Genomic DNA, 19,413 nt, shown 5'->3' with positions numbered 1-19,413 from the left:
TACTCTTTCGAATAGCGTTTCCCTTATTTTAGCGTTAATATAATACCGTTACAAATTAAAATTCACGCCTAAAATAACGTTTCTTCCAATATTAGGAATTCCATCAACTTTCAAACGGGAAAGATGAGCGATGTACCTCTTGTCTAAGACATTATTCGCGTTCAAATTGACATCAAAAGTAGTTTTCCCCAGTTTGACCTTTCCTCCAAAACCCAGATTCACTAAAGAGTACCCATTGGATTTGGTTTCAAACCCATCCACATTATTTTGATTAAAAGTCGTGGAAAGATTCAAAGTGGCAAAACCATCCTCAAGCCAGTCTGTAATTTTGAATTCGGTTCTAATGGTATTACTCCAATTATTTGCAGGAATTAAAGGCAGAAAATCCCCATTTTGTTTCTTGCCGGTCACCGTTTCAAAACTGGTCTCATAATGCAACCAATCCAAAGGATGCGGATGAAAATGCAGTCCTATTTCTCCTCCATACAACTTCGCATTATTCTGAATGTAGTCAAAAACATTATTGTTATCAATCACTGTTCCTGTTGGTGAAGTATAGATATAGTTGTTGATATGGTTGTAAAATCCATTTACAAAAAACTCAAAATGACTGTTTTTGTATTCCAAATTCACATCGGTTTGTACGTTTTGTTCGGTTTGCAAATCACTGTTTCCCACTTCGTACCGATTCGTTCCTTCGTGAACCCCATTGGAAGTTAATTCGGCAAGGTTTGGCGCTCTAAATCCGGAAGCAAGATTCAATCGCAATGTCAAATCATTGGCGAGATTTGTTTTGTAGCCTAAAGAAGCATTGAAACTGTCAAATGATTTATCGATGGCTTTAAAATAACCCTCCTCACCTGCAATTCCATGTTCTATGGTGGTGATTTTTCTATTGTCGAAACGCAATCCCGCTTGTAAAACATTAGTTTTCCACTCATAATTAGCGGTTCCAAAAACACCAAAATCATTGGTTGTGGCATCAGGAATTAAATATTCTTCGCCAGAATTCGTATTGGTTTGGTGCATCCCCTGAACACCAAAAATAGATTCCACATTGCCCATCTTTGGCAAATGGTATTTTGCATCGTAATTGAATGTTTTCAGTTTCATATGCAAAACCGCAACTTCACTGTCTTGAAACTCGCTTCGGTCATTAGCCACATAACCCAAGTCAACATCCAGTTTTGATTTTTGAAAAAAGAAAATATTGTTCAAACTCCATAAATGATTAAATACACCTTGCTTTGGAAATCCTGTTTCCTTACTGGCCGTTTGTTCAGCAATACCTTCTTCCGGAATTCCTAAATCCAACTTGTTGTAATTGTAACGCAGCACACTTGAAAATTTGGCATTACTATAACCAATTCCTGTCTTCAGATCGGTTTCATTATAGCGGGTATTGGTTACTCGGTCGCCCCCGGCAATTTTATAATCGGAATGCGTATTATAACTTCCACGAGCAAGAAATTTCCAGTTATCAGCTGATGTTTTTAGTCCTAAAGAAGAATTACTCCCCAGTGTATTAGAGAATAATTTTTGACTAAAATTAGCTTTAAACGTATTGGCATCGGCAAATTTTTCAGGGTTAAAATACAAAACGCCACCCAAAGCATCCGAACCGTACAATAACGAAGCTGGTCCTTTGATCACCTCAACACTTTCTATTCCTGAATCGTTTAATCCCAAACCGTGTTCGTCGCCAAACTGTTGATTCTCCATTCGTACGCCTTGTGAATATACCAAAACCCGATTGCCGCTCAGTCCACGAATCACTGGTTTCCCAATGGAAGTTCCTGTAGAAACCTGAGAAACACCCGGAATCGTTGCCAATCCTTCAATTAAGGTGGCAGTCCCTTTTCGTTGCAACTCTTTCATACTTTGATGCTCCACTTTCATCACATTTTGCGATTGTATTTTATTGAAAGCGGTGGAAACAATTACCTCATCCATTTGGAACACTGTTTCTTCGAGGATTACATTCAGTGTATTTTCTTTTTGTAAACTGACAATGGTTTTATTTTGTGTCCCAAACCCTATAAATGTAAAAGTCAATTTTAAGTTTCCGTTAGGGAGATTGGTAAATGTATACCTTCCATTTTCGTCTGTTACTGCTCCTTTATGCAGTTCTGACGCATAAACCGAAACGCCTTTTATGGGTTGATTTTTTATATCAGTTACGATTCCCGAAAGTGTATTTTGTGCTTGAAGCATAGCCGAAAACCCCAAAAATAGGGCTATAATAAATTTTTTCATTGAAAATGATTGTTGTTCCCGACCACTATCCAAAAAAGGATTGAAACCGGAATTATTTAGGAAATAAAATAGAAATTGAAATATCCCGATACCTATCTGGATATTTTAAACCATATCAGTGGGAGGCCCGCGATGGGAATATAAACTTCCGGAAAACGAAAGAACTGTTTCCTTATCCTTAAAGAAATAAGGAATTTCTTTGTGACTGGAATACAATTGGTACGAAAACTCTTTTGGAGAAACATAAGTGCCAAAAGTAAAATCACAGACATAACAATGATCAAAATTGTGGTGTTGATGGGTTATCTCTTTATTGGTAGCATTATATTTATGATGGCAGTGCTTTTGGGAAAGCTGCTTCTCTAAATGTTCATAGGTATGCAAAGACTGAAACAGTATTGAGAACAGTACCGCAATCGCCAAAGAAAGACTTACTATGAGCTTATTCCTTTTCATCCTTGGCAAAGATAACAAAACATAAAAATGTACCCCTATTAAAAACAAAAAACTACAACGTTAAAAGTTGTAGTTTTTTATTTAACCTATAGAGAGGCACCGCAATGGCTCTCCATATCAAAATTTAATTTAGATTATACTAATTTAGCAGCGATCAAATATTCTGCAATTTGTATCGTGTTTGTAGCTGCTCCTTTTCTAAGATTATCAGCAACAATCCACATATTTAAAGTATTTTCCTGGCTTTCGTCACGACGAATTCTACCTACAAAAACATCATCTTTTCCTTGCGCGTACATTGGCATTGGATAAGTATACGTATCATTGTTATCCTGAACCACAACACCATCGGTATGATGTAATATATTTTGTACTTCGCTAATATCAAAATCATTGGTAAACTCCACATTTACTGCCTCACTATGTCCGCCAACGATTGGCACACGAACCGCTGTAGCTGTAACTGCAATCGAATTATCACTTAATATTTTTTTAGTTTCGCGAACCAATTTCATTTCTTCTTTAGTATATCCATTGTCTTCAAAAGAATCACATTGTGGAATCGCATTTCTGTGAATTGGGTACTTGTAAGCCATTTCACCTTGAACTCCTGCGTATTCATTTTCCAACTGTTGTACTGCTTTTACACCTGTTCCAGTGATAGATTGGTAGGTAGAAACAATAACACGTTTGATGTTGTATTTTCTATGTAACGGTGCCAGAACCAATACCATTTGTATCGTAGAACAGTTTGGATTAGCAATTATTTTGTCTTCTTTGGTCAATTCTCCAGCATTGATTTCAGGAACAATTAATTTTTTAGTTGGATCCATTCTCCAAGCCGATGAATTATCGATCACTGTTGTTCCTGCTGCCGCAAATTTCGGAGCCCACTCAAGTGAAGTATCTCCTCCTGCGGAAAACAAAGCAATATCCGCTTTCATGTCTACAGCAGTTTGCATACCGACCACTTTATATTTTTTACCTTTATATTCTATCTCTTTCCCAACTGATCTTTCAGAAGCAACCGGGATTAATTCTGTTACAGGGAAATTTCTTTCTGCCAATACTTTTAACATTACTTCGCCAACCATTCCAGTAGCGCCTACAACTGCTATTCTCATAGTATATTTTTATTATTGAGTATTAAATTTGAAAGGCAAAAGTAAGTAATATTCAAATCAAAACAAGCGTGTTCACAAAAAATAACAAAATGTTACAATTATAACAATTAAAGCATTGAAGCAACTCAACAATAAAATTAATTTTAAAGCTGCGAAGCAGCGGTTAATTTTTTAAAACGTCAATATGCTATGATTTATCAGCTTAAACAAAAAGAAAAACCGCCGAAGAGGCGGTTTAGTTAGAATATATAGTAAGCGGCATTATTTTTTTAATAAATCTCTAATTTGAGTAAGCAATTCCTCCTGTGTGGGTCCGGCTGGAACAGCAGGTGCAACTTCTTCTTTCTTTCTGGCTTTTTCAGCAGCCCTTAAGATAACAAAAATAAAGAAAGCAATAATGACGAAATTGATAATCGCCTGAACTAAATTTCCATAAGTAATTACTGCGGCTCCGGCAGCTTTTGCAGCAGCCAAAGTTTCATAACTATTACCATCTAACGTGATGAATTTCTGTGTAAAATCTATTCCGCCGGTAAGCAAACCTACTACTGGCATTATAACGTCATCTACAGCAGAACCAACAATTTTACCAAACGCAGCACCAATAACAACTGCTGTTGCTAAACTCAGCACATCACCTTTCATTAAAGAGGCTTTAAAATCACCGAAAAATCCCATAGTTAATTTTTTTAGGTTAAAAATAAATTTTTGTTAAAACGAATTTAATAAAAATTTTAATACAATTAACGTTCTTTTACCCAATTAACTACTCTCTATAAAACACCCGTTTTACGCGTTGCGAAATGCTCGTAAGGATTTCATACGGTATTGTATTCAATTTTTGGGCAATATAATTCACCGTCGGACTTTCGCCAAAAACAATTGCTGCATCACCTTCTTTACAATCAATTCCGCTGACATCTACCATTAGCATATCCATGCAAATACTGCCAAGAATAGTCGCTTTTTCATTCTTAATAGTAACAAAACCAACTCCATTGCCCCAGCCTCTTGAAATTCCATCCGCATAACCGATCGGAATTGTGGCAATTTTTGTTGGTTTCTCCGCCATAAATCGTCTGCCGTAGCCTACACTTTCACCAGCAGGAATGGTCCTGATTTGAGAAATTACTGATTTCAGTGTTCCTACATTTTCTAAATACTTCTGTTCTTCACTGTCATTTGAAACGCCATAAAGACCAATCCCGAGACGAACCATATCGTATTGCGAATTGGGATAATTACTGATTCCCGAAGTATTTAAAATATGTCGAATTGGTTGTATTTGTAATTCCGAAATCAATTTCGAAGATAATTTCTCAAACAGATCAATTTGTGAATACGCAAAATCTTTATGTTCCAAATCGTCACTTGTAGCCATATGAGACAAAACACTTTTTATTGTAACCGTTTGATTACCTTTTAAAGCAGCTATCAAATCATCAATCGTATTGTTCTCAAAACCCAATCGATGCATTCCGGTATCCAGCTTTATATGAATAGGAAAATGTTTTAATTTTTTTTGCTCCGCAATTTTCAGGAATGCTCGTAACCCCTTCAAGCTATAAATTTCAGGTTCTAATTGATGTTGAATAATTGCCGAAAAACTGGTCGTTTCAGGATTCAGCACCATGATTGGCAAATTAATTCCCCCATTTTTCAACGAAATCCCTTCATCGGCAAAAGCCACTCCCAAATAATCCACTTTGTGATGTTCCAGTAATTTGGCTATTTCAAGACCTCCGCTTCCATAACCAAAAGCTTTTACCATTACCATCATTTTAGTTTTGGATTTCAACTTTGATTTAAAAAAATTCAGATTATGACTGATGGCATTCAAGTTAATTTCAAGAACAGTTTCATGCGTTTTCTCTTCTAATAGTGCTACAATTTCCTCAAAATGGAAGGTACGTGCTCCTTTAATCAAAATCGTTTCGTTATCAAAATCCAAATCCTCAAAACTTGAAACAAATGCTTCTGTATTTTTAAAAGTGATACAGTTCGTAAATTTATCTTCGAATGATGAAATGGTTTCTCCAATCCCTATAACTCTGGTGATTTTATTTGAAACTACTAATTGGGCAACTTTCGAATACAATGCTGAATTAGACAAACCACTTTGAAAAATATCAGATAGTATTAATGTCTTTTTTTGACGTTTATTTTGACTTTCCAAAAAATCCAAAGCGATTTTCAGCGATTCAAAATCCGAGCTATAACTGTCATCGATTATACTGCAATTATTGATTCCGTTTTTAACTTTAAGACGCATTTCAACGGGATACAATAATTCCATTCGGTTTTGAATCGTCTTTCCGTCATATTTAAAATACAATAAAATCATCAAACACGAAATCGCATTTTCAATGGAAGCATTATCCTGAAACGGAATTATTAATTCGAAAGAATCGGTTATGTATCGGTACTGAATGGTTGTACTATCGTTTTTAATTGCCGTATGAAAGATAAAAACATCGGCATCTTTGGAATCAAAACTCCAAGTAAATGCTTTCGCTTTTTTAGAAATAAAGGAATCAACAGTCTCATTCTTTTGATAAATGATCACTTCTGAATCTTCAAAAAGTAACATTTTTTCTTTTATTTTTTCTTCTAAACTTATAAAACCTTCATCGTGTGCCGAACCAATATTCGTTAAAATTCCGATAGTGGGTTTGATAATAGGTTTCAGTTTTTCCATTTCTGAACCGGTAGAAATCCCTGCCTCAAAAATCCCAAGATTGTGCTGTTCATTGATTGCCAAAACGGACAAAGGAACCCCCACCTGCGAATTGTAGCTTTTTGGACTTCGAATAATATTATAATCAGGACTTAATAGAAAATTAAGCCACTCTTTTACTATTGTTTTCCCGTTACTTCCGGTCAATCCGATAACAGGAAAATGGAAAAGACCGCGATAATATGCTGCAAATTGTTGCAAAGCTTCCAATGTGTTTTTGACAACTAAAAAATTGGCTTTGGTTTCGCAACCTCCAGGAATATACGTAACTACAAAGTTTTGAACCCCTTTTTCAATGAGATCGTTTATGTAGACGTGCGCATCATTATTGGCTCCTACCAAAGCAAAAAACAAGGTTTGCGAACCATTTTGCAATGAGCGGCTGTCGATTGAAACAGTGTCTATTGAAAGGGCCCTGTTGACACCTACAAATTCGGCCTGAATTTGAGGAATAATATTTTGGATTTTTAGACTCATTGATTTGCAACGCGACTGCTGTCGATTTTACTGGTTGACATAAATTCTTATAGCGAAAGGAAAGCAGCGTAATTTTTGTGTAAGCACAGCAATTAAGCAGCCTTGTTCTATAACTTCTTCAAAAATAATACTTCTTTTCAAAATGTAGACTTTGAAATGCTACAATTTTCAGCTATTTCTGTTTATTAAAACTCTAAGAAAAGCTCTTTTTAAAAGACTTTAAAAGTTAAAAACACCATAAACTTGCATTAACTATTTTAGCATTATTGTTATATTTGTTAATGTAATTAACACTCGAAATTTTGAAAAAAATCCTGCCAATATTTTCCTATATTTTTCATCCGATATTCATTTCGGTAATGGCAACGCTTGTTTACCTTTTTTACAATGCATCCTTTATTATCAATCAGGAAAAGATTTTCGTTTTTTCCCAAATCATAATCATCACGGTAATTGTTCCTGTACTGCTGTTTTTTATTTTACGTGCTGCCGGAAAAATTGATTCGATAATGGTTGCTGAAGTCTCACAACGTAAAATTCCATTACTCATTCATTCGTTTCTGATTATTTTATTGGTTCGAAAAAGCATTACTATAGATCGATATCCTGAGTTGCATTTCTTCTTTTTGGGAGCGTTAATGAGCACTTTGCAAGCCTTAATATTATCGTTTTTTAAAACAAAAGCCAGTTTACACATGATGGGTATCAGTTCCCTAACCGTATTTGTTATTGGAATAAGCCTGCATTACCAGGTCCAAAGCACTTTTCTGATTGCTTTTTTAATTCTTATGAATGGCCTAGTGGCTTCTTCCCGTTTAGAAATGAAAGCGCATACAACCACTGAACTGATTATCGGATTTCTCCTCGGAAGTGTGTCGCAATTGCTTTTGTTATACTTATGGCTATAGAATGTAGAAAATAATTCCAATATTCAAAGAAGTCATATCGATGGGTTTGCCATCAATTTTTGCTGTTTTGAACAATGAATTCAAACCGTAATAGGCATATACATTTATCGTATTATAACCCGATGAAATATAAGCACCATATAAAAACTTATTAAAATCTTTATTGCCTGAAACAACTATTTTGCCCTGATCGTCAGTATAAATAGAACGGTCATAGATTAAATAACTGAATTTAAATCCACCGTAAATTCTCCAAAATTTATAGCTCTCATAAGTCGATGTCCTCCATCTGAACTCCAAAGGTACCTCTACTAATAGTTGCGAAAATTTATTTTTACTGAAGGTTGTTTCGGGATCAATAATAGAATATACAGCCGTTTGATCCGATTTGTAAATGGCAAGGTTTTGGTTGTAATTATTATAAGAAAAACCAACACCTGATGCTATTGCAACGGTTCTATTTTTATTTATTGGCATATCTCTGAGAAAGCCAGCTGAAAAACCAGTAGACAATTTACGCTGAGATAACCCTTCCGGTTTTTTTGTTAACGTATTGTATGTAAATCCAAAATAAAATTGATCTTCTCTGTATAGCGAATCAATTTTAACTTTTGGATCGTTTTCAGCAATCACATTTTCTTGAGAAAAAACATGAAAAATAGAAAAGAAAAGAAAACAACTCAGAAATAATCGCATATTGTCTTTGGGTTTAAGATTGCTGACGGATAATTCCAAACCATTTATTAGGTTTTACTTCTCATTTCAGCATTACAAATATACCATTTTGATGGTTTTATTATAGGTAATGCAGATAAATAAACTTTTAATGCTAAAAACTCAAAAAAGAGATTCAACCAATTGAAAACAATTGTGAACAAAGAAATTTCTACCACAAATAAAACTGCAGACTAAATTTAATTAAATTAATTAATTAACTGATTTGTATCAGTTTAAATATTTTTATGATAAATTGCTTGTTAAAAAATTAAAACTGATATTTTTACCACAAAAAAATTGGAACGTTTTCTCAAAAACAGCTTCACATACATTTAAAACGAAAAATAGTCATGCAAATTGGAATTATAGGATTAGGAAAAATGGGCTTCAACCTTGCCCTTAACTTACAACGAAATGGTTACGAAGTAGCAGCCCAGGATGTCAATACCGACTTCGTAGCGAAAATTGGTCAGAAAGGAATCACCACTGCACATTCCGTAAAAGAATTATGTCAAAAATTGAATGGCCGAAAAGTCATTTGGCTAATGGTGCCCGCTGGCGAAATTGTCGACGGCGTTATCACTTCATTAATCCCCTTTTTAGAAAAAAATGATATTATCATTGACGGCGGAAATTCCAACTATAAAGATTCTAAACGTCGCTATTCCCAACTGAAGGAACTTAGTATTGACTTTTTAGATTGCGGAACTTCAGGAGGCACTTCTGGTGCGTTGAACGGTGCATGTACGATGATCGGTGGAGACCCGGCCGTATTTGAACATGTGTCACAAGTTTTCAAGGATATTTCTGTTGAAAATGGACATTTATATACCGGTACAGCTGGAAGCGGACACTTTACTAAAATGGTTCACAACGGCATCGAATATGGTATGATGCAATCCATCGCTGAAGGTTTTGAAGTTTTTGAACATTCTGAATTTGATATTGATTTCGAAAAAACTGCTAAACTGTTCAATCATGGTTCAGTGGTACGAAGCTGGCTAATGGAACTGACAGAAAATGCATTCTCAAAAGATCCTAAATTAGACAGCATCAAAGGAATTATGCACTCTTCAGGTGAAGGAAAATGGACACTTGAAACTGCTCTGGATTTAGGCGTCCCAACCCCCGTAATTGCCCTTTCCATCATGATGCGTTACCGATCCCAGATGCAAGACACATTCTCAGGCAAAGTAGTCGCAGCCCTTCGTAATGAATTTGGCGGTCATGCAGTAGAGAAAAATGAATAATGGAAAATCCTTTTTTATTTCATTTAGTTTAAAAAAAAATAGACTGCCCTCCATTTGACTCACACTATATAATTTCTAATTTATCACATTCAAGTCTATGTCAATATTGATCTTAGTTGCAAGTATTCTTTTACTGCTCGTTTTGATATCCGCAATAAAACTCAATGCTTTCATTTCATTGATTATCGCGTCCTTTTTTGTGGGAATTATAAAAGGAATCGGCTTTCCTGATATTATTAACTCACTTCAACAAGGAATTGGCAGCACATTAGGTTCTTTGATTCTGATCATCGCTTTAGGAGTTATTCTGGGAAACATTCTTTCCGATAGTGGCGCTGCGCAGCGGATCAGTTCCGTAATGATTCGGTTTTTTGGCATAAAACACATCAAATGGGCAATGGTACTTACGGGTTTTGCAGTGGGAATTTCCATGTTTTACAATGCCGGCTTTGTAATCTTGATTCCAATGGTTTTCGCTGTCGCAAAAAGCACTAAACAGCCCATTATTTATTTAGGAATCGCAATGGCTTCCGCACTTTCGGTGACACATGGTTTTTTGCCGCCTCATCCCGGACCAACGGCCATTGCAGTAATTTTTAAAGCTGATATTGGAAAAACATTACTTTACGGATTGGTGATTGCGATTCCCACTTTAGTGATTGCTGGTGTTGTTTTTCCAGAATTCATTAAAAAAATTGTCGCTCATCCGCCCAAAGGATTATTCGAAAGCAAAACATTCACCGAAAGCGAAATGCCTTCTTTCGGCATCAGTTTTCTGACTGCTCTAATTCCTGTTATCTTAATGGCATTGGCAACAACGAGCGAATTAACCCTGAGTGAAACATCTCCACTACGTCATGTACTTGGATCTATTGGAAATCCAACCACTTCAATGCTCATTGCGGTATTGTTTGCCATTGTTTTTTTAGGCATCAGACGGGGCAGAAAAATGCAGAATATCATGGATAAATCCAGTTCGGCTCTAAGTTCCGCTACGATGATTATTATGATTATTGCCGCTGGCGGTGCTTTCAAACAAGTATTGATTGATAGTGGAATTGGTACTGATTTAGCTGCTTTTTTTGAACAATCAACACTTTCCCCATTACTTTTAGGTTGGCTAATCGCAACTATTATTCGCATTGCCTTAGGTTCAGCAACAGTAGCTGGATTAACTGCAGCAGGAATTGTGCAGCCTTTGGTGGCTAGTTCAGGAATAAGTCCGGAATTGATGGTATTATCAATAGGAGCTGGAAGTTTAATGTGTTCGCATGTAAATGATACCGGTTTTTGGATGTTTAAAGAGTACTTTGGAATTAGCATTTCGGACACATTTAAAACATGGACCGTCATGGAAACCATAATAGGAGTTATGGGATTGGCAGGCGTACTATTACTAAATTTAGTTGTGGGATAAGAATAAGGAAGTTTTAGAATAACAAAAAAACAATTAAATGCGACAGTTTTTCATTGGAATAGACATTGGTACTACTGCAACCAAAGCGGTATGTTTTGACAAGACCGGGAAAGTGATTCGTCAATTTACCCAATCCTACCCTATGTATCACCCAAAGCCCGACTGGAGTATACAAAAAACAAATGAAATTTTAGCATCCGTTCTACTGTGCATTGAGGAAATTACCAAAGGAATCCAACCTGAATTTATCAGTTTCAGTTCGGCTATGCAAAGTATAATGGCAATCGACACTACTGGAAAACCGCTTACCGATGCAATTTTGTGGGCTGATAACAGAGCACATGCACTAGCCGAAGCACTAAAAGAATCAGAGCAGGGGGCACTTTTTTATCAAAAAACGGGAATTCCCATTCATACTTTTTCCCCGATGACCAAAATTGCCTGGTTGAAAGAATATGATCCGATACACTTTTCAAAAACTTTCAAATTTATCAGTATCAAGGAATACATTTGGCACCATCTCACTGGTGAATATGTAATTGATTCATCCATGGCATCTGGTACCGGTTTAATGAATATCCATACGTTACAATGGGAAACCAGAATTCTTGATTATTTAAAAATAGAAGAATCGCAACTTTCCCCTATTGTAAGTCCAACACATCAAAGCAAGGGACTTTCTGACGGCTTTCATTATATCCTTGGTGGCGGTGACGGGGTACTGGCAAATTTAGGAACTTTAGCAATGGAAGATGGCCGAATGGCATTATCCATTGGAACCAGCGGTGCGGTACGCTTACCAATTGACAAACCTTTTATTGATCCTAAAATGCGAACGCAATGTTATCATTTGATGGGCAATCAGTACTTGAAATTAGGAGCGGTTAATAATGGTGCGATCGTTTTACAATGGCTAAAAGAATCCATCTTAAAAACGGACGAATCTTTTGAAGAATTGTTCGACCAAGCTAAAATAATTTCTGCGGGATCCGAAGGATTACTTTTTGTCCCTTACTTATTGGGCGAAAGAGCTCCTATTTGGGATGCTTCTGCTCAGGGAACACTTTTGGGTATCCGAATAATCCATACCAAAGCCCATTTAATTCGAGCCACACTGGAAGGCATTTTATTTGGATTGTTGAGCATTACAGAAATCTTACTGTCTGATTCCGAAAAAAGACATGAAACCACCATCATGGCTAGCGGAGGTTTTGGTAAAAGCGAGCTTTGGCTACAAATGGTCGCTGATATTTTTCAAATGAAAGTAATCGTGGCCGAAACAATTGAAGCTTCTGCCTGGGGAGCTGTTTTGATTGGGTTTAAAGCTACTGGCAGTATCATTCCAAATCATAATAGCATTGGAAAAACCTTTTTACCAAATAAAGATCACAAAGAAATCTACCAACAACGTTTTGAAAAATTCAAACGAGTTTATCCTTTACTGAAAGACATTTAGTACAATATGAGAGCAAGCCATTTTGATCTGCAAATACGATTTAAAGCAGCTCTAGCTGTAGTCCTTGTCGCTATCATTAAGTAGCTTCTGTTATTTTCTGCGACCTATTTATGAATAATTATAAATTTCATAAATCGAAACCAACATTAAAATAGCTACTGATAAACTTGCAGTAGCAACAAAAAATCCACCTAGGAACAAAAACACTTTATTTTGTTTATTATCTGTTTCCATCTTTTAATTATTTTTCTTTAATACTTCTTTGACTGTTTCTTTTAACTACGCATTAAATACCCTAAATATTTCTTTTGTTATCAACTTATTCAATCAGGCGTTTAGAGGAATTTTTATATTTATTTAAGAGCATCATGAGCCTTAATTTGTTACTCAAAATTATAAATTTTCATTTTAAACTGCAAATATCATCGACAAAATACATAATTTAGGTTAAATAAGTAATATTTTTCTTATTTGATCGCTAAAAAAAATTATTTTTTAAGGATGAATTTCCATAGATTATGGAATTCTTTAAATCAAAAAATTAGTAAGCAAATACTGAAATAAACTAGTGGAAGCGATGCTAAAAAAAACTGTCTTTAAACTTTGCTTAAATGCAATTTAAAACAACAACCTGTTTTTAGATTCTAGCAAATAGGGCTGAACTGGAAGAACACTTCCAAGGTTCATATTGTCCGTGAAAATTATAACCCAGACTAAATTTAAGTTACACTGCTAAAATGGTACAAAGGAATAGAAATAAAAAAAACCAATCGCTTCAAATATAAGTGATTGGTTTTTTTAATTATCCAGCAGAGAGAATGGGATTCGAACCCACGTTATGTTACCATAAACACGCTTTCCAAGCGTGCGCCTTCAGCCACTCGGCCACCTCTCTATTTTTATTCAAGGTTGCAAAGAACACAAAAAAAACTGACTTAGAAAAGTAAAATCTAAATATTATACCATTTCGCCTCGTAAAGCCGTTTCAAAGATCGTTTTGAAGTCTTTTGGAGCAATTTTTTGGCTCAATAAGTACATTAATTTTGTGATTGCAGCCTCAGTAGTGATGTCTTTTCCTGAAATTACACCTATTTTCTTCATGGAAGTACTGGTTTCATATTGTCCCATGCTGACACTTCCCCCAGAACATTGTGTAACGTTGATGATGTACAATCCTTTTTCTATCGCTTCTTTTAAGAGCTCAATAAACCAATCTTCAGTAGGCGCATTTCCGGCCCCATAGGTTTCCAAAACAATTCCTCTGAGATTTGGAATACTGAAAATGGCTGATAAAACAGTTTCACTTATTCCTGGAAACATTTTTATAATGACCACATGATTGTCTAACATTTTATGAACCTTCAATTTTCTAACCCTTGGTATTGGTAAAAACAATTCAGGATTCATATTTAGATGCACACCAGATTCTACCAAAGAAGGATAATTTGGCGATGTAAATGCTTTGAAATGTTCTGCATTTATTTTTGTAGTCCGGTTACCACGATATAATTTGTATTCAAAATAAAGACAAACTTCTCTTATAACCGATTTTCCATTTTCACGCAAAGAAGCAATTTGAATTGCAGTAATCAGATTCTCTTTGGCGTCCGTACGTAAATCACCGATAGGCAATTGTGATCCGGTAAAGATTACTGGTTTTGATAAATTTTCAAGCATAAAACTCAATGCTGATGCCGAATATGACATTGTATCCGAACCATGAAGCACCACGAATCCATCAAATTCAGCATAATTATCTTCCACAATCGAAGCAATTTTAGCCCACTCTTGAGGATTCATATTCGAGGAATCGATAGGATTTTCAAATGAAATGGTTTCAATTTCGCACTCCAGTTGCTTCAGCTCCGGAATTCTCTGCAATAATTTACTGAAATTAAATGCCTTGAGCGCACCCGTTTCAAAATCTTTCCTCATACCGATGGTTCCTCCGGTATAAATAAGAAGTATTTTGGCTTTAGATAGCATTGTGGTATTTTAATTTATTCACAACAGGATTGGCATACATAGCAAGAAAACCTTCCAATGCTATTGGATTATCATGATCAATTCGCATCTCTAACCTGCGTTCAAAAAGCGACTTCTCATTTTCTGTGTACAAATGCGAATAGGTATTGGTTTTATTAACAATATCATAAGCGATATAATTGGTTGGCCATAATTTATAATTGCACAATATTGCGTCATCAATAACCTGTGCCAATGCTACAATTTGCTTATTGCAATTGTCATTTTCAACAGCAATTGCATCGATTTCAGTGTCTAAAACCTTCCCTATATGAATATGAATTCTTTTCTTCTGTCCCAAAGCGCCGCTAAGAATTGTCATGAAGTCTTCATTTTTTTCTTTTATGTAAACTTCATTATTGGCTTCAGCCATTAATTGGGGCATTTTTAAAGCATCCGTCGGATCGTATTCATAGGAAATGGAAACTGGAACGATTTTGATTTTTTTGAAATAATCCATCAAATTCTTTTCATCAGATGCCATTCCCAGCATTTTCAAAACACCTGGATTTGTGACATCGTTGCCATCCTTTGTTCTCCCTTCCCGTTGCGCAATCCAAACCGAACGGTTTTCATGAAGCAACAGATGACCGATATATTCTGATAATAACTTTGAACTTTGCAGCATTTCCCTCGGTGTTAAGCCACGTTGGACCAAAAAATTACGGTTCAATTTTGCTAATGTCTTCAGAAAAGATTTCTTTACTAAATTATCTCCTATCGCGGATGCAGTCATCACTAATCCATGCTCAAATAAAGCTGAATTTAATAATGTGGTATCTAAAAGAATATCACGATGGTTTGAAATAAACAAATAAGAGGTATTGGGTTCTAAATTTTCGAACCCTGAAGTGGTTAACCCTTCAGAACTTTTTTCTAATACTTTCTGAACGGAGTGATAAATAAAATTACATTGAAAATCACGAATAGAATGCGTTTTTCTGAGTTGTTCTTTCCAAACTTCGTCAGCAACATCTGGAAAAGAAAAATTCATTAATGCCTTCATCATCGGATGATGAATCACATCTTGAAGAGCCTCGTTTATTTCGGAGTCATAAAACGGCCGAATAGCGTCAAATTTCTGCATTGTTAGTTTTCTATGTTTGTGTGGGCAAATGAACAAAAAAAAAGTTAAAATAAAGTAAAATTGTTTTAAATCCCAAAAATTGCTTTAGAATTCTCCGTTGTTATTCCCGCAATTTCATATGGGGCCAGACCATAAATTTCGGACAACTTATTTACAACTTTTACCAGATAGCTACTTTCGTTCCTTTTTCCTCTATAAGGAATGGGAGCTAAATAAGGCGAATCCGTTTCTAAAACTATGTGTTTCAGATCTATTTGATTTAGGAATTGATCAATTTTTCCATTTTTGAAAGTAACTACACCGCCAATCCCAAGTTTCATATTATACGAAATTGCTTGTAATGCCTGCTCATAAGTTCCCGAAAAACAATGAAAAATTCCGAATAAATCATCAGACTTTTCTTCTTCCAAAACTTCGAATATTTCATCAAAAGCTTCGCGGCAATGAATCACAATTGGTAATTTATATTGTTTCGCCAGCTGAATTTGCCTTCTGAAAGCGATTTGTTGCTGTGGTAAATGAGTTTTATCCCAATACAAATCAATTCCAATTTCGCCAACAGCATAGAATTTTCTTTTAGCCAGCTCTTCTTCCACATGTCGTATCTCTTCCAGATAATTATCCTTAACATAAGTAGGATGCAAGCCCATCATCAGAAACACATTATCCGGATAATTTCTTTCTAATTCATACATGGATTCCGTGCAAGTAGAATCGATTGCAGGAATGAAAAAACGGGAAACTCCTGCATCAATAGCTCTTTGGATCATTTCGTTTCGGTCTTGATCGAATTCCTCAGAATATAAATGGGTATGCGTATCAGTGATTATTGTTTTTGTTTCCAAGTCTAAAGTTTAAGACTGCAAAATTACAAGAATAAAACTAGTCGAAAAAGTGGTTTAACAAAGATTAATCAAAGTTTCATTTTCAGCGGCTTGGTCATTCCGCTAAGGGTTACTTAATCCAATTCCTTCAATAATTCCTGAACTTTATCATAATCCTCGTAATCTGAAGGAATAGTCAACAAAATCTTCTTACATGATTTGTAGTCTTTCTGTTTTAGTTCAGATAAGGCAAGACCCCATATCGCTTTATTTTTATAAATAGAAGTTCCTGACTTCAGTTCATTAAAAACAGCTTCAGCTTCTTGAGTCCTATTAGCTTCCAACAATGAAACCCCATAAAAATATTGAATTTCAGCAGTTTTTTTCTCCCTTAAAACAGTTTCAAAAAACGGAATAGCCACTTTATAATTTTTGGCATTGAAGGCTTCTTCTGCTTCTTTCAAATTTTCATCAATGGTGCCTCTTTCGGTAAAATAGGCATTTTCATGTTGGTTAAAATCTTCAAAATTGGGATTTGGATTAAACAGAAACAACCCGACCAAAACCGCAACTGATGCGGCAACTAAATAAATCCAGGGTTTGAATGCAATCACTTTTGGCTTAGAAACAGTAAAATGCTCCTTAGAAATCGTCTTTACGTTTTCTTTAAAACTGTCAAATTCATCAGCATTACCAAATTTATTTTCCAGATGCAGATTCAATTGCTTGAAAGTGTCAAATGCCGAAGCCAATTCGGGGTCTTCGTTCAATGCGCTCTCGAACTTTACTTTATCTTCGGCAGACAATTCGTTTTGAAGATATTGGTCGAATACTATATAGCGTTCCTCGTTCATGGCTGGGTAATTTTTAAAGATTTAAAGCGATTCGTTTCCTGAATCCACTGGGTCAACTGCCCCGTACACAATGATTTTTTCTTTCGGACATAACCATACGTTACATTAAGCTTCTCAGCCACTTCTTCCATTGATTTTAGGGTAAAACTCAATTTTAACAGCTCTTGGCATTTGTCTCCCAGTTTTTGAAACATCGCATCAAAAAGCTGTTGTTTTTCCTCGTATGCTTCGGTTTGTGTAACCATCTCTTCCGTGGGTTCATTATTAGATGTAAAATCATCTTTGATTGTTACCCCTTTATTCGATGATTTTTTCAATTCATTCAACCATTTTCTTTTGCACAATAAAAAAAAGTAGGCATCGAACGGGCAGGTTAGTTGCAATTTACCTGCTTTAGCCTGATTAAAAAGTAAAATCATAATTTCCTGAACCACATCTTGGGCCTGATCTTCATCACCGGAATTATTCCTGATATAAGAAACCACTTTGGGGACAAACTTCTTATAAATCGATCGAATGATTCCCGAGTTATTATTGGCAAGTCCATCGATATAGATTTGGTCGGAATGAATCGCATTAGTAGCCATAAAAAAAATTTTATCGAAAATAGTAAAAAAAGGGGTAACAAAATAAGAAGCGCATTGATATAAGAATGAAGCCCAAATAAACAATAAAAATAGTTTAAAAAATGGGGTAACAATTACAAAACAAAAAGTATCTATTAAAAAAACAATTTAAAAAATCAGAAATCATGAAAACAAATTTTAAAAACATCGGATTACTATTCTTAGCAACAATTTCATTAGTAAGCTGTACCAATGACGGGACCGACACAACCAGTACACCAGCATCGGCGGCAGAGTTCGCAGCCGTAAGAAAAGAAGCTTTGGCAGCAAAAACTCAAAAATTTACTCTCACCGCAGCAACCGGCGCAATCACTTTAACCTCGGCAAAAGGAGTAAAAATAAACATAAACGGTGACTGTTTGACCAAAGCAGGAAATCCGGTAACAGGAACCGTTGACATAGAATTCGTTGAATTGTTCGACAAAGGCAATATGCTGGTAACAAACAAACCAACAATGGGCATAATGGGAAATGGGAATAGAAATTTGTTAATTTCAGGAGGAGAGTTCTTTATCAAGGCAACACAAGGCGGAGTAGCACTTGCAACTACCTGCAACATTAATCTAATGGTTCCCGCAAGTTTAACTGACGGTACAGATACCGCAATGACATTTTGGACCGGAATTATAGATGCTAACGGCGACTTGGCTTGGCAAGATGCCCGAGATACTGCCGGAGCAAATGGCGGCAAAGGAGGTGTACAAGCAGAAGGAAACAACTATTACGTATCTTTTGGTAACTTTGGATGGACAAATGTAGATAAATTTTATAGCGACCCAAGGCCCAAAACGACCATTCTTGCTGATGCCCCTACTGGTTACGACAATACAAATAGCGCTATTTATTTGTCTTATGACGGCGAAGGACAGAATGCGCTTGCAAAATTAGATACCTACACTGCAGCAGGATTGTTCAGCGAACATTACGGTCAAATTCCAGTAGGCCTGGCTTGTCACGTGATTTTCGCAACCGAAGATAACGGACAATGGAGGTACGCCATTAAAGCCGTTACGGTTCAGGCAAACGATGTATACACTTTCACATTAGCCGAAACAATTTTAGGAACCGAAGCACAATTAATAGCCGCAATCAATGCAATACAATAACTTACAAAATAAATTTTTTGAAAAGTGGTGATTTGCTCACCACTTTTTTTTACTTTTAAAAAATAATTTCCATATATCCTGAGTCATTTTGAG

17 protein-coding genes and 1 tRNA gene are annotated in these 19,413 nt (G+C 35.7%); 5 read left to right on the top strand and 13 right to left on the bottom strand.

Features of this window, described 5'->3' with window-relative positions; genetic code table 11:
* Nucleotides 1-48 precede the first annotated feature (48 nt).
* From ACNQGH_RS07440 to ACNQGH_RS07420, 5 genes are all read right to left on the bottom strand, one after another.
* Entirely contained in the window at nucleotides 49-2,256 is a 2,208-nt protein-coding gene (locus tag ACNQGH_RS07440) for a TonB-dependent receptor (protein ID WP_417955351.1), read from the bottom strand.
* A 105-nt stretch (nucleotides 2,257-2,361) separates the two neighbouring features.
* The gene (locus ACNQGH_RS07435) at nucleotides 2,362-2,712 is read right to left on the bottom strand and encodes a hypothetical protein (protein WP_417955350.1); all 351 of its coding nucleotides are present in this window, start codon (nucleotides 2,710-2,712) and stop codon (nucleotides 2,362-2,364) included.
* A gap of 134 nt (nucleotides 2,713-2,846) precedes the next feature.
* Nucleotides 2,847-3,836 carry an aspartate-semialdehyde dehydrogenase gene (locus ACNQGH_RS07430; protein ID WP_417955349.1) on the bottom strand — a complete coding sequence of 330 codons (990 nt, stop codon included), beginning with the start codon at nucleotides 3,834-3,836 and terminating at the stop codon, nucleotides 2,847-2,849.
* Nucleotides 3,837-4,097: 261 nt separating this feature from the next.
* Nucleotides 4,098-4,514 carry a large conductance mechanosensitive channel protein MscL gene (gene mscL, locus ACNQGH_RS07425; RefSeq protein ID WP_417955348.1) on the bottom strand — a complete coding sequence of 139 codons (417 nt, stop codon included), beginning with the start codon at nucleotides 4,512-4,514 and terminating at the stop codon, nucleotides 4,098-4,100.
* Between the two features lie 88 nt (nucleotides 4,515-4,602).
* The gene (locus ACNQGH_RS07420) at nucleotides 4,603-7,050 is read right to left on the bottom strand and encodes a bifunctional UDP-N-acetylmuramoyl-tripeptide:D-alanyl-D-alanine ligase/alanine racemase (protein ID WP_417955347.1); all 2,448 of its coding nucleotides are present in this window, start codon (nucleotides 7,048-7,050) and stop codon (nucleotides 4,603-4,605) included.
* A gap of 302 nt (nucleotides 7,051-7,352) precedes the next feature.
* Here ACNQGH_RS07420 and ACNQGH_RS07415 point away from each other — a divergent pair, with 302 nt between their 5' ends.
* Nucleotides 7,353-7,958 (top strand): hypothetical protein, encoded by a 606-nt coding sequence (locus ACNQGH_RS07415; protein WP_417955346.1) that lies wholly within the window; start codon nucleotides 7,353-7,355, stop codon nucleotides 7,956-7,958.
* On the opposite strand, the gene ACNQGH_RS07410 is transcribed toward ACNQGH_RS07415, so the two are convergent.
* Complete coding sequence (locus ACNQGH_RS07410) at nucleotides 7,953-8,654, bottom strand: porin family protein (RefSeq protein ID WP_417955345.1); 702 nt, start codon at nucleotides 8,652-8,654, stop codon at nucleotides 7,953-7,955. The genes ACNQGH_RS07415 and ACNQGH_RS07410 overlap by 6 nt on opposite strands.
* Before the next feature lie 371 nt (nucleotides 8,655-9,025).
* On the opposite strand from ACNQGH_RS07410, the gene gnd reads away from it, so the two are divergent.
* The 3 genes from gnd (at nucleotide 9,026) to ACNQGH_RS07395 (ending at nucleotide 12,798) form a co-directional block, all read left to right on the top strand.
* Nucleotides 9,026-9,925: a phosphogluconate dehydrogenase (NAD(+)-dependent, decarboxylating) gene (gene gnd / locus ACNQGH_RS07405; protein WP_417955344.1), complete on the top strand. Its 900-nt coding sequence runs from the start codon at nucleotides 9,026-9,028 to the stop codon at nucleotides 9,923-9,925.
* Between the two features lie 97 nt (nucleotides 9,926-10,022).
* A complete protein-coding gene (locus ACNQGH_RS07400) occupies nucleotides 10,023-11,342 on the top strand; it encodes a gluconate:H+ symporter (protein ID WP_417955343.1) in 1,320 nt (439 codons plus the stop codon).
* 37 nt (nucleotides 11,343-11,379) lie between these two features.
* Nucleotides 11,380-12,798, top strand: coding sequence for a gluconokinase (locus ACNQGH_RS07395; protein ID WP_417955342.1), 1,419 nt, complete (start codon nucleotides 11,380-11,382; stop codon nucleotides 12,796-12,798).
* A 108-nt stretch (nucleotides 12,799-12,906) separates the two neighbouring features.
* Here ACNQGH_RS07395 and ACNQGH_RS07390 read toward each other — a convergent pair whose 3' ends face one another.
* The 7 genes from ACNQGH_RS07390 to ACNQGH_RS07360 all read right to left on the bottom strand — a co-directional run bounded on the left by ACNQGH_RS07390 (nucleotide 12,907) and on the right by ACNQGH_RS07360 (nucleotide 18,175).
* Entirely contained in the window at nucleotides 12,907-13,032 is a 126-nt protein-coding gene (locus ACNQGH_RS07390; protein WP_417955341.1) for a hypothetical protein, read from the bottom strand.
* A 576-nt stretch (nucleotides 13,033-13,608) separates the two neighbouring features.
* A tRNA-Ser gene (locus ACNQGH_RS07385) sits at nucleotides 13,609-13,693 on the bottom strand.
* 62 nt (nucleotides 13,694-13,755) lie between these two features.
* Complete coding sequence (locus ACNQGH_RS07380; RefSeq protein ID WP_417955340.1) at nucleotides 13,756-14,784, bottom strand: asparaginase; 1,029 nt, start codon at nucleotides 14,782-14,784, stop codon at nucleotides 13,756-13,758.
* A complete protein-coding gene (locus tag ACNQGH_RS07375) occupies nucleotides 14,774-15,910 on the bottom strand; it encodes a 1-acyl-sn-glycerol-3-phosphate acyltransferase (protein WP_417955339.1) in 1,137 nt (378 codons plus the stop codon). Before ACNQGH_RS07375 ends, ACNQGH_RS07380 begins: the two co-directional genes overlap by 11 nt.
* Nucleotides 15,911-15,975: 65 nt before the next feature.
* Nucleotides 15,976-16,755: a TatD family hydrolase gene (locus ACNQGH_RS07370; RefSeq protein ID WP_417955338.1), complete on the bottom strand. Its 780-nt coding sequence runs from the start codon at nucleotides 16,753-16,755 to the stop codon at nucleotides 15,976-15,978.
* Nucleotides 16,756-16,868: 113 nt separating this feature from the next.
* Nucleotides 16,869-17,588, bottom strand: coding sequence for a tetratricopeptide repeat protein (locus ACNQGH_RS07365; protein ID WP_417955337.1), 720 nt, complete (start codon nucleotides 17,586-17,588; stop codon nucleotides 16,869-16,871).
* Entirely contained in the window at nucleotides 17,585-18,175 is a 591-nt protein-coding gene (locus ACNQGH_RS07360; protein ID WP_417955336.1) for an RNA polymerase sigma factor, read from the bottom strand. The genes ACNQGH_RS07365 and ACNQGH_RS07360 overlap by 4 nt, the downstream gene beginning before the upstream one ends.
* 164 nt (nucleotides 18,176-18,339) lie before the next feature.
* On the opposite strand from ACNQGH_RS07360, the gene ACNQGH_RS07355 reads away from it, so the two are divergent.
* Entirely contained in the window at nucleotides 18,340-19,320 is a 981-nt protein-coding gene (locus tag ACNQGH_RS07355; RefSeq protein WP_417955335.1) for a hypothetical protein, read from the top strand.
* Nucleotides 19,321-19,413: the final 93 nt, after the last annotated feature.

This window comes from Flavobacterium kochi, assembly GCF_048286715.1.
In the GTDB taxonomy this organism is placed as follows: domain Bacteria; phylum Bacteroidota; class Bacteroidia; order Flavobacteriales; family Flavobacteriaceae; genus Flavobacterium.
The sequence above is the reverse complement of the archived record's forward strand: the minus strand, read 5'-3'. Positions and strand labels throughout refer to the sequence as shown.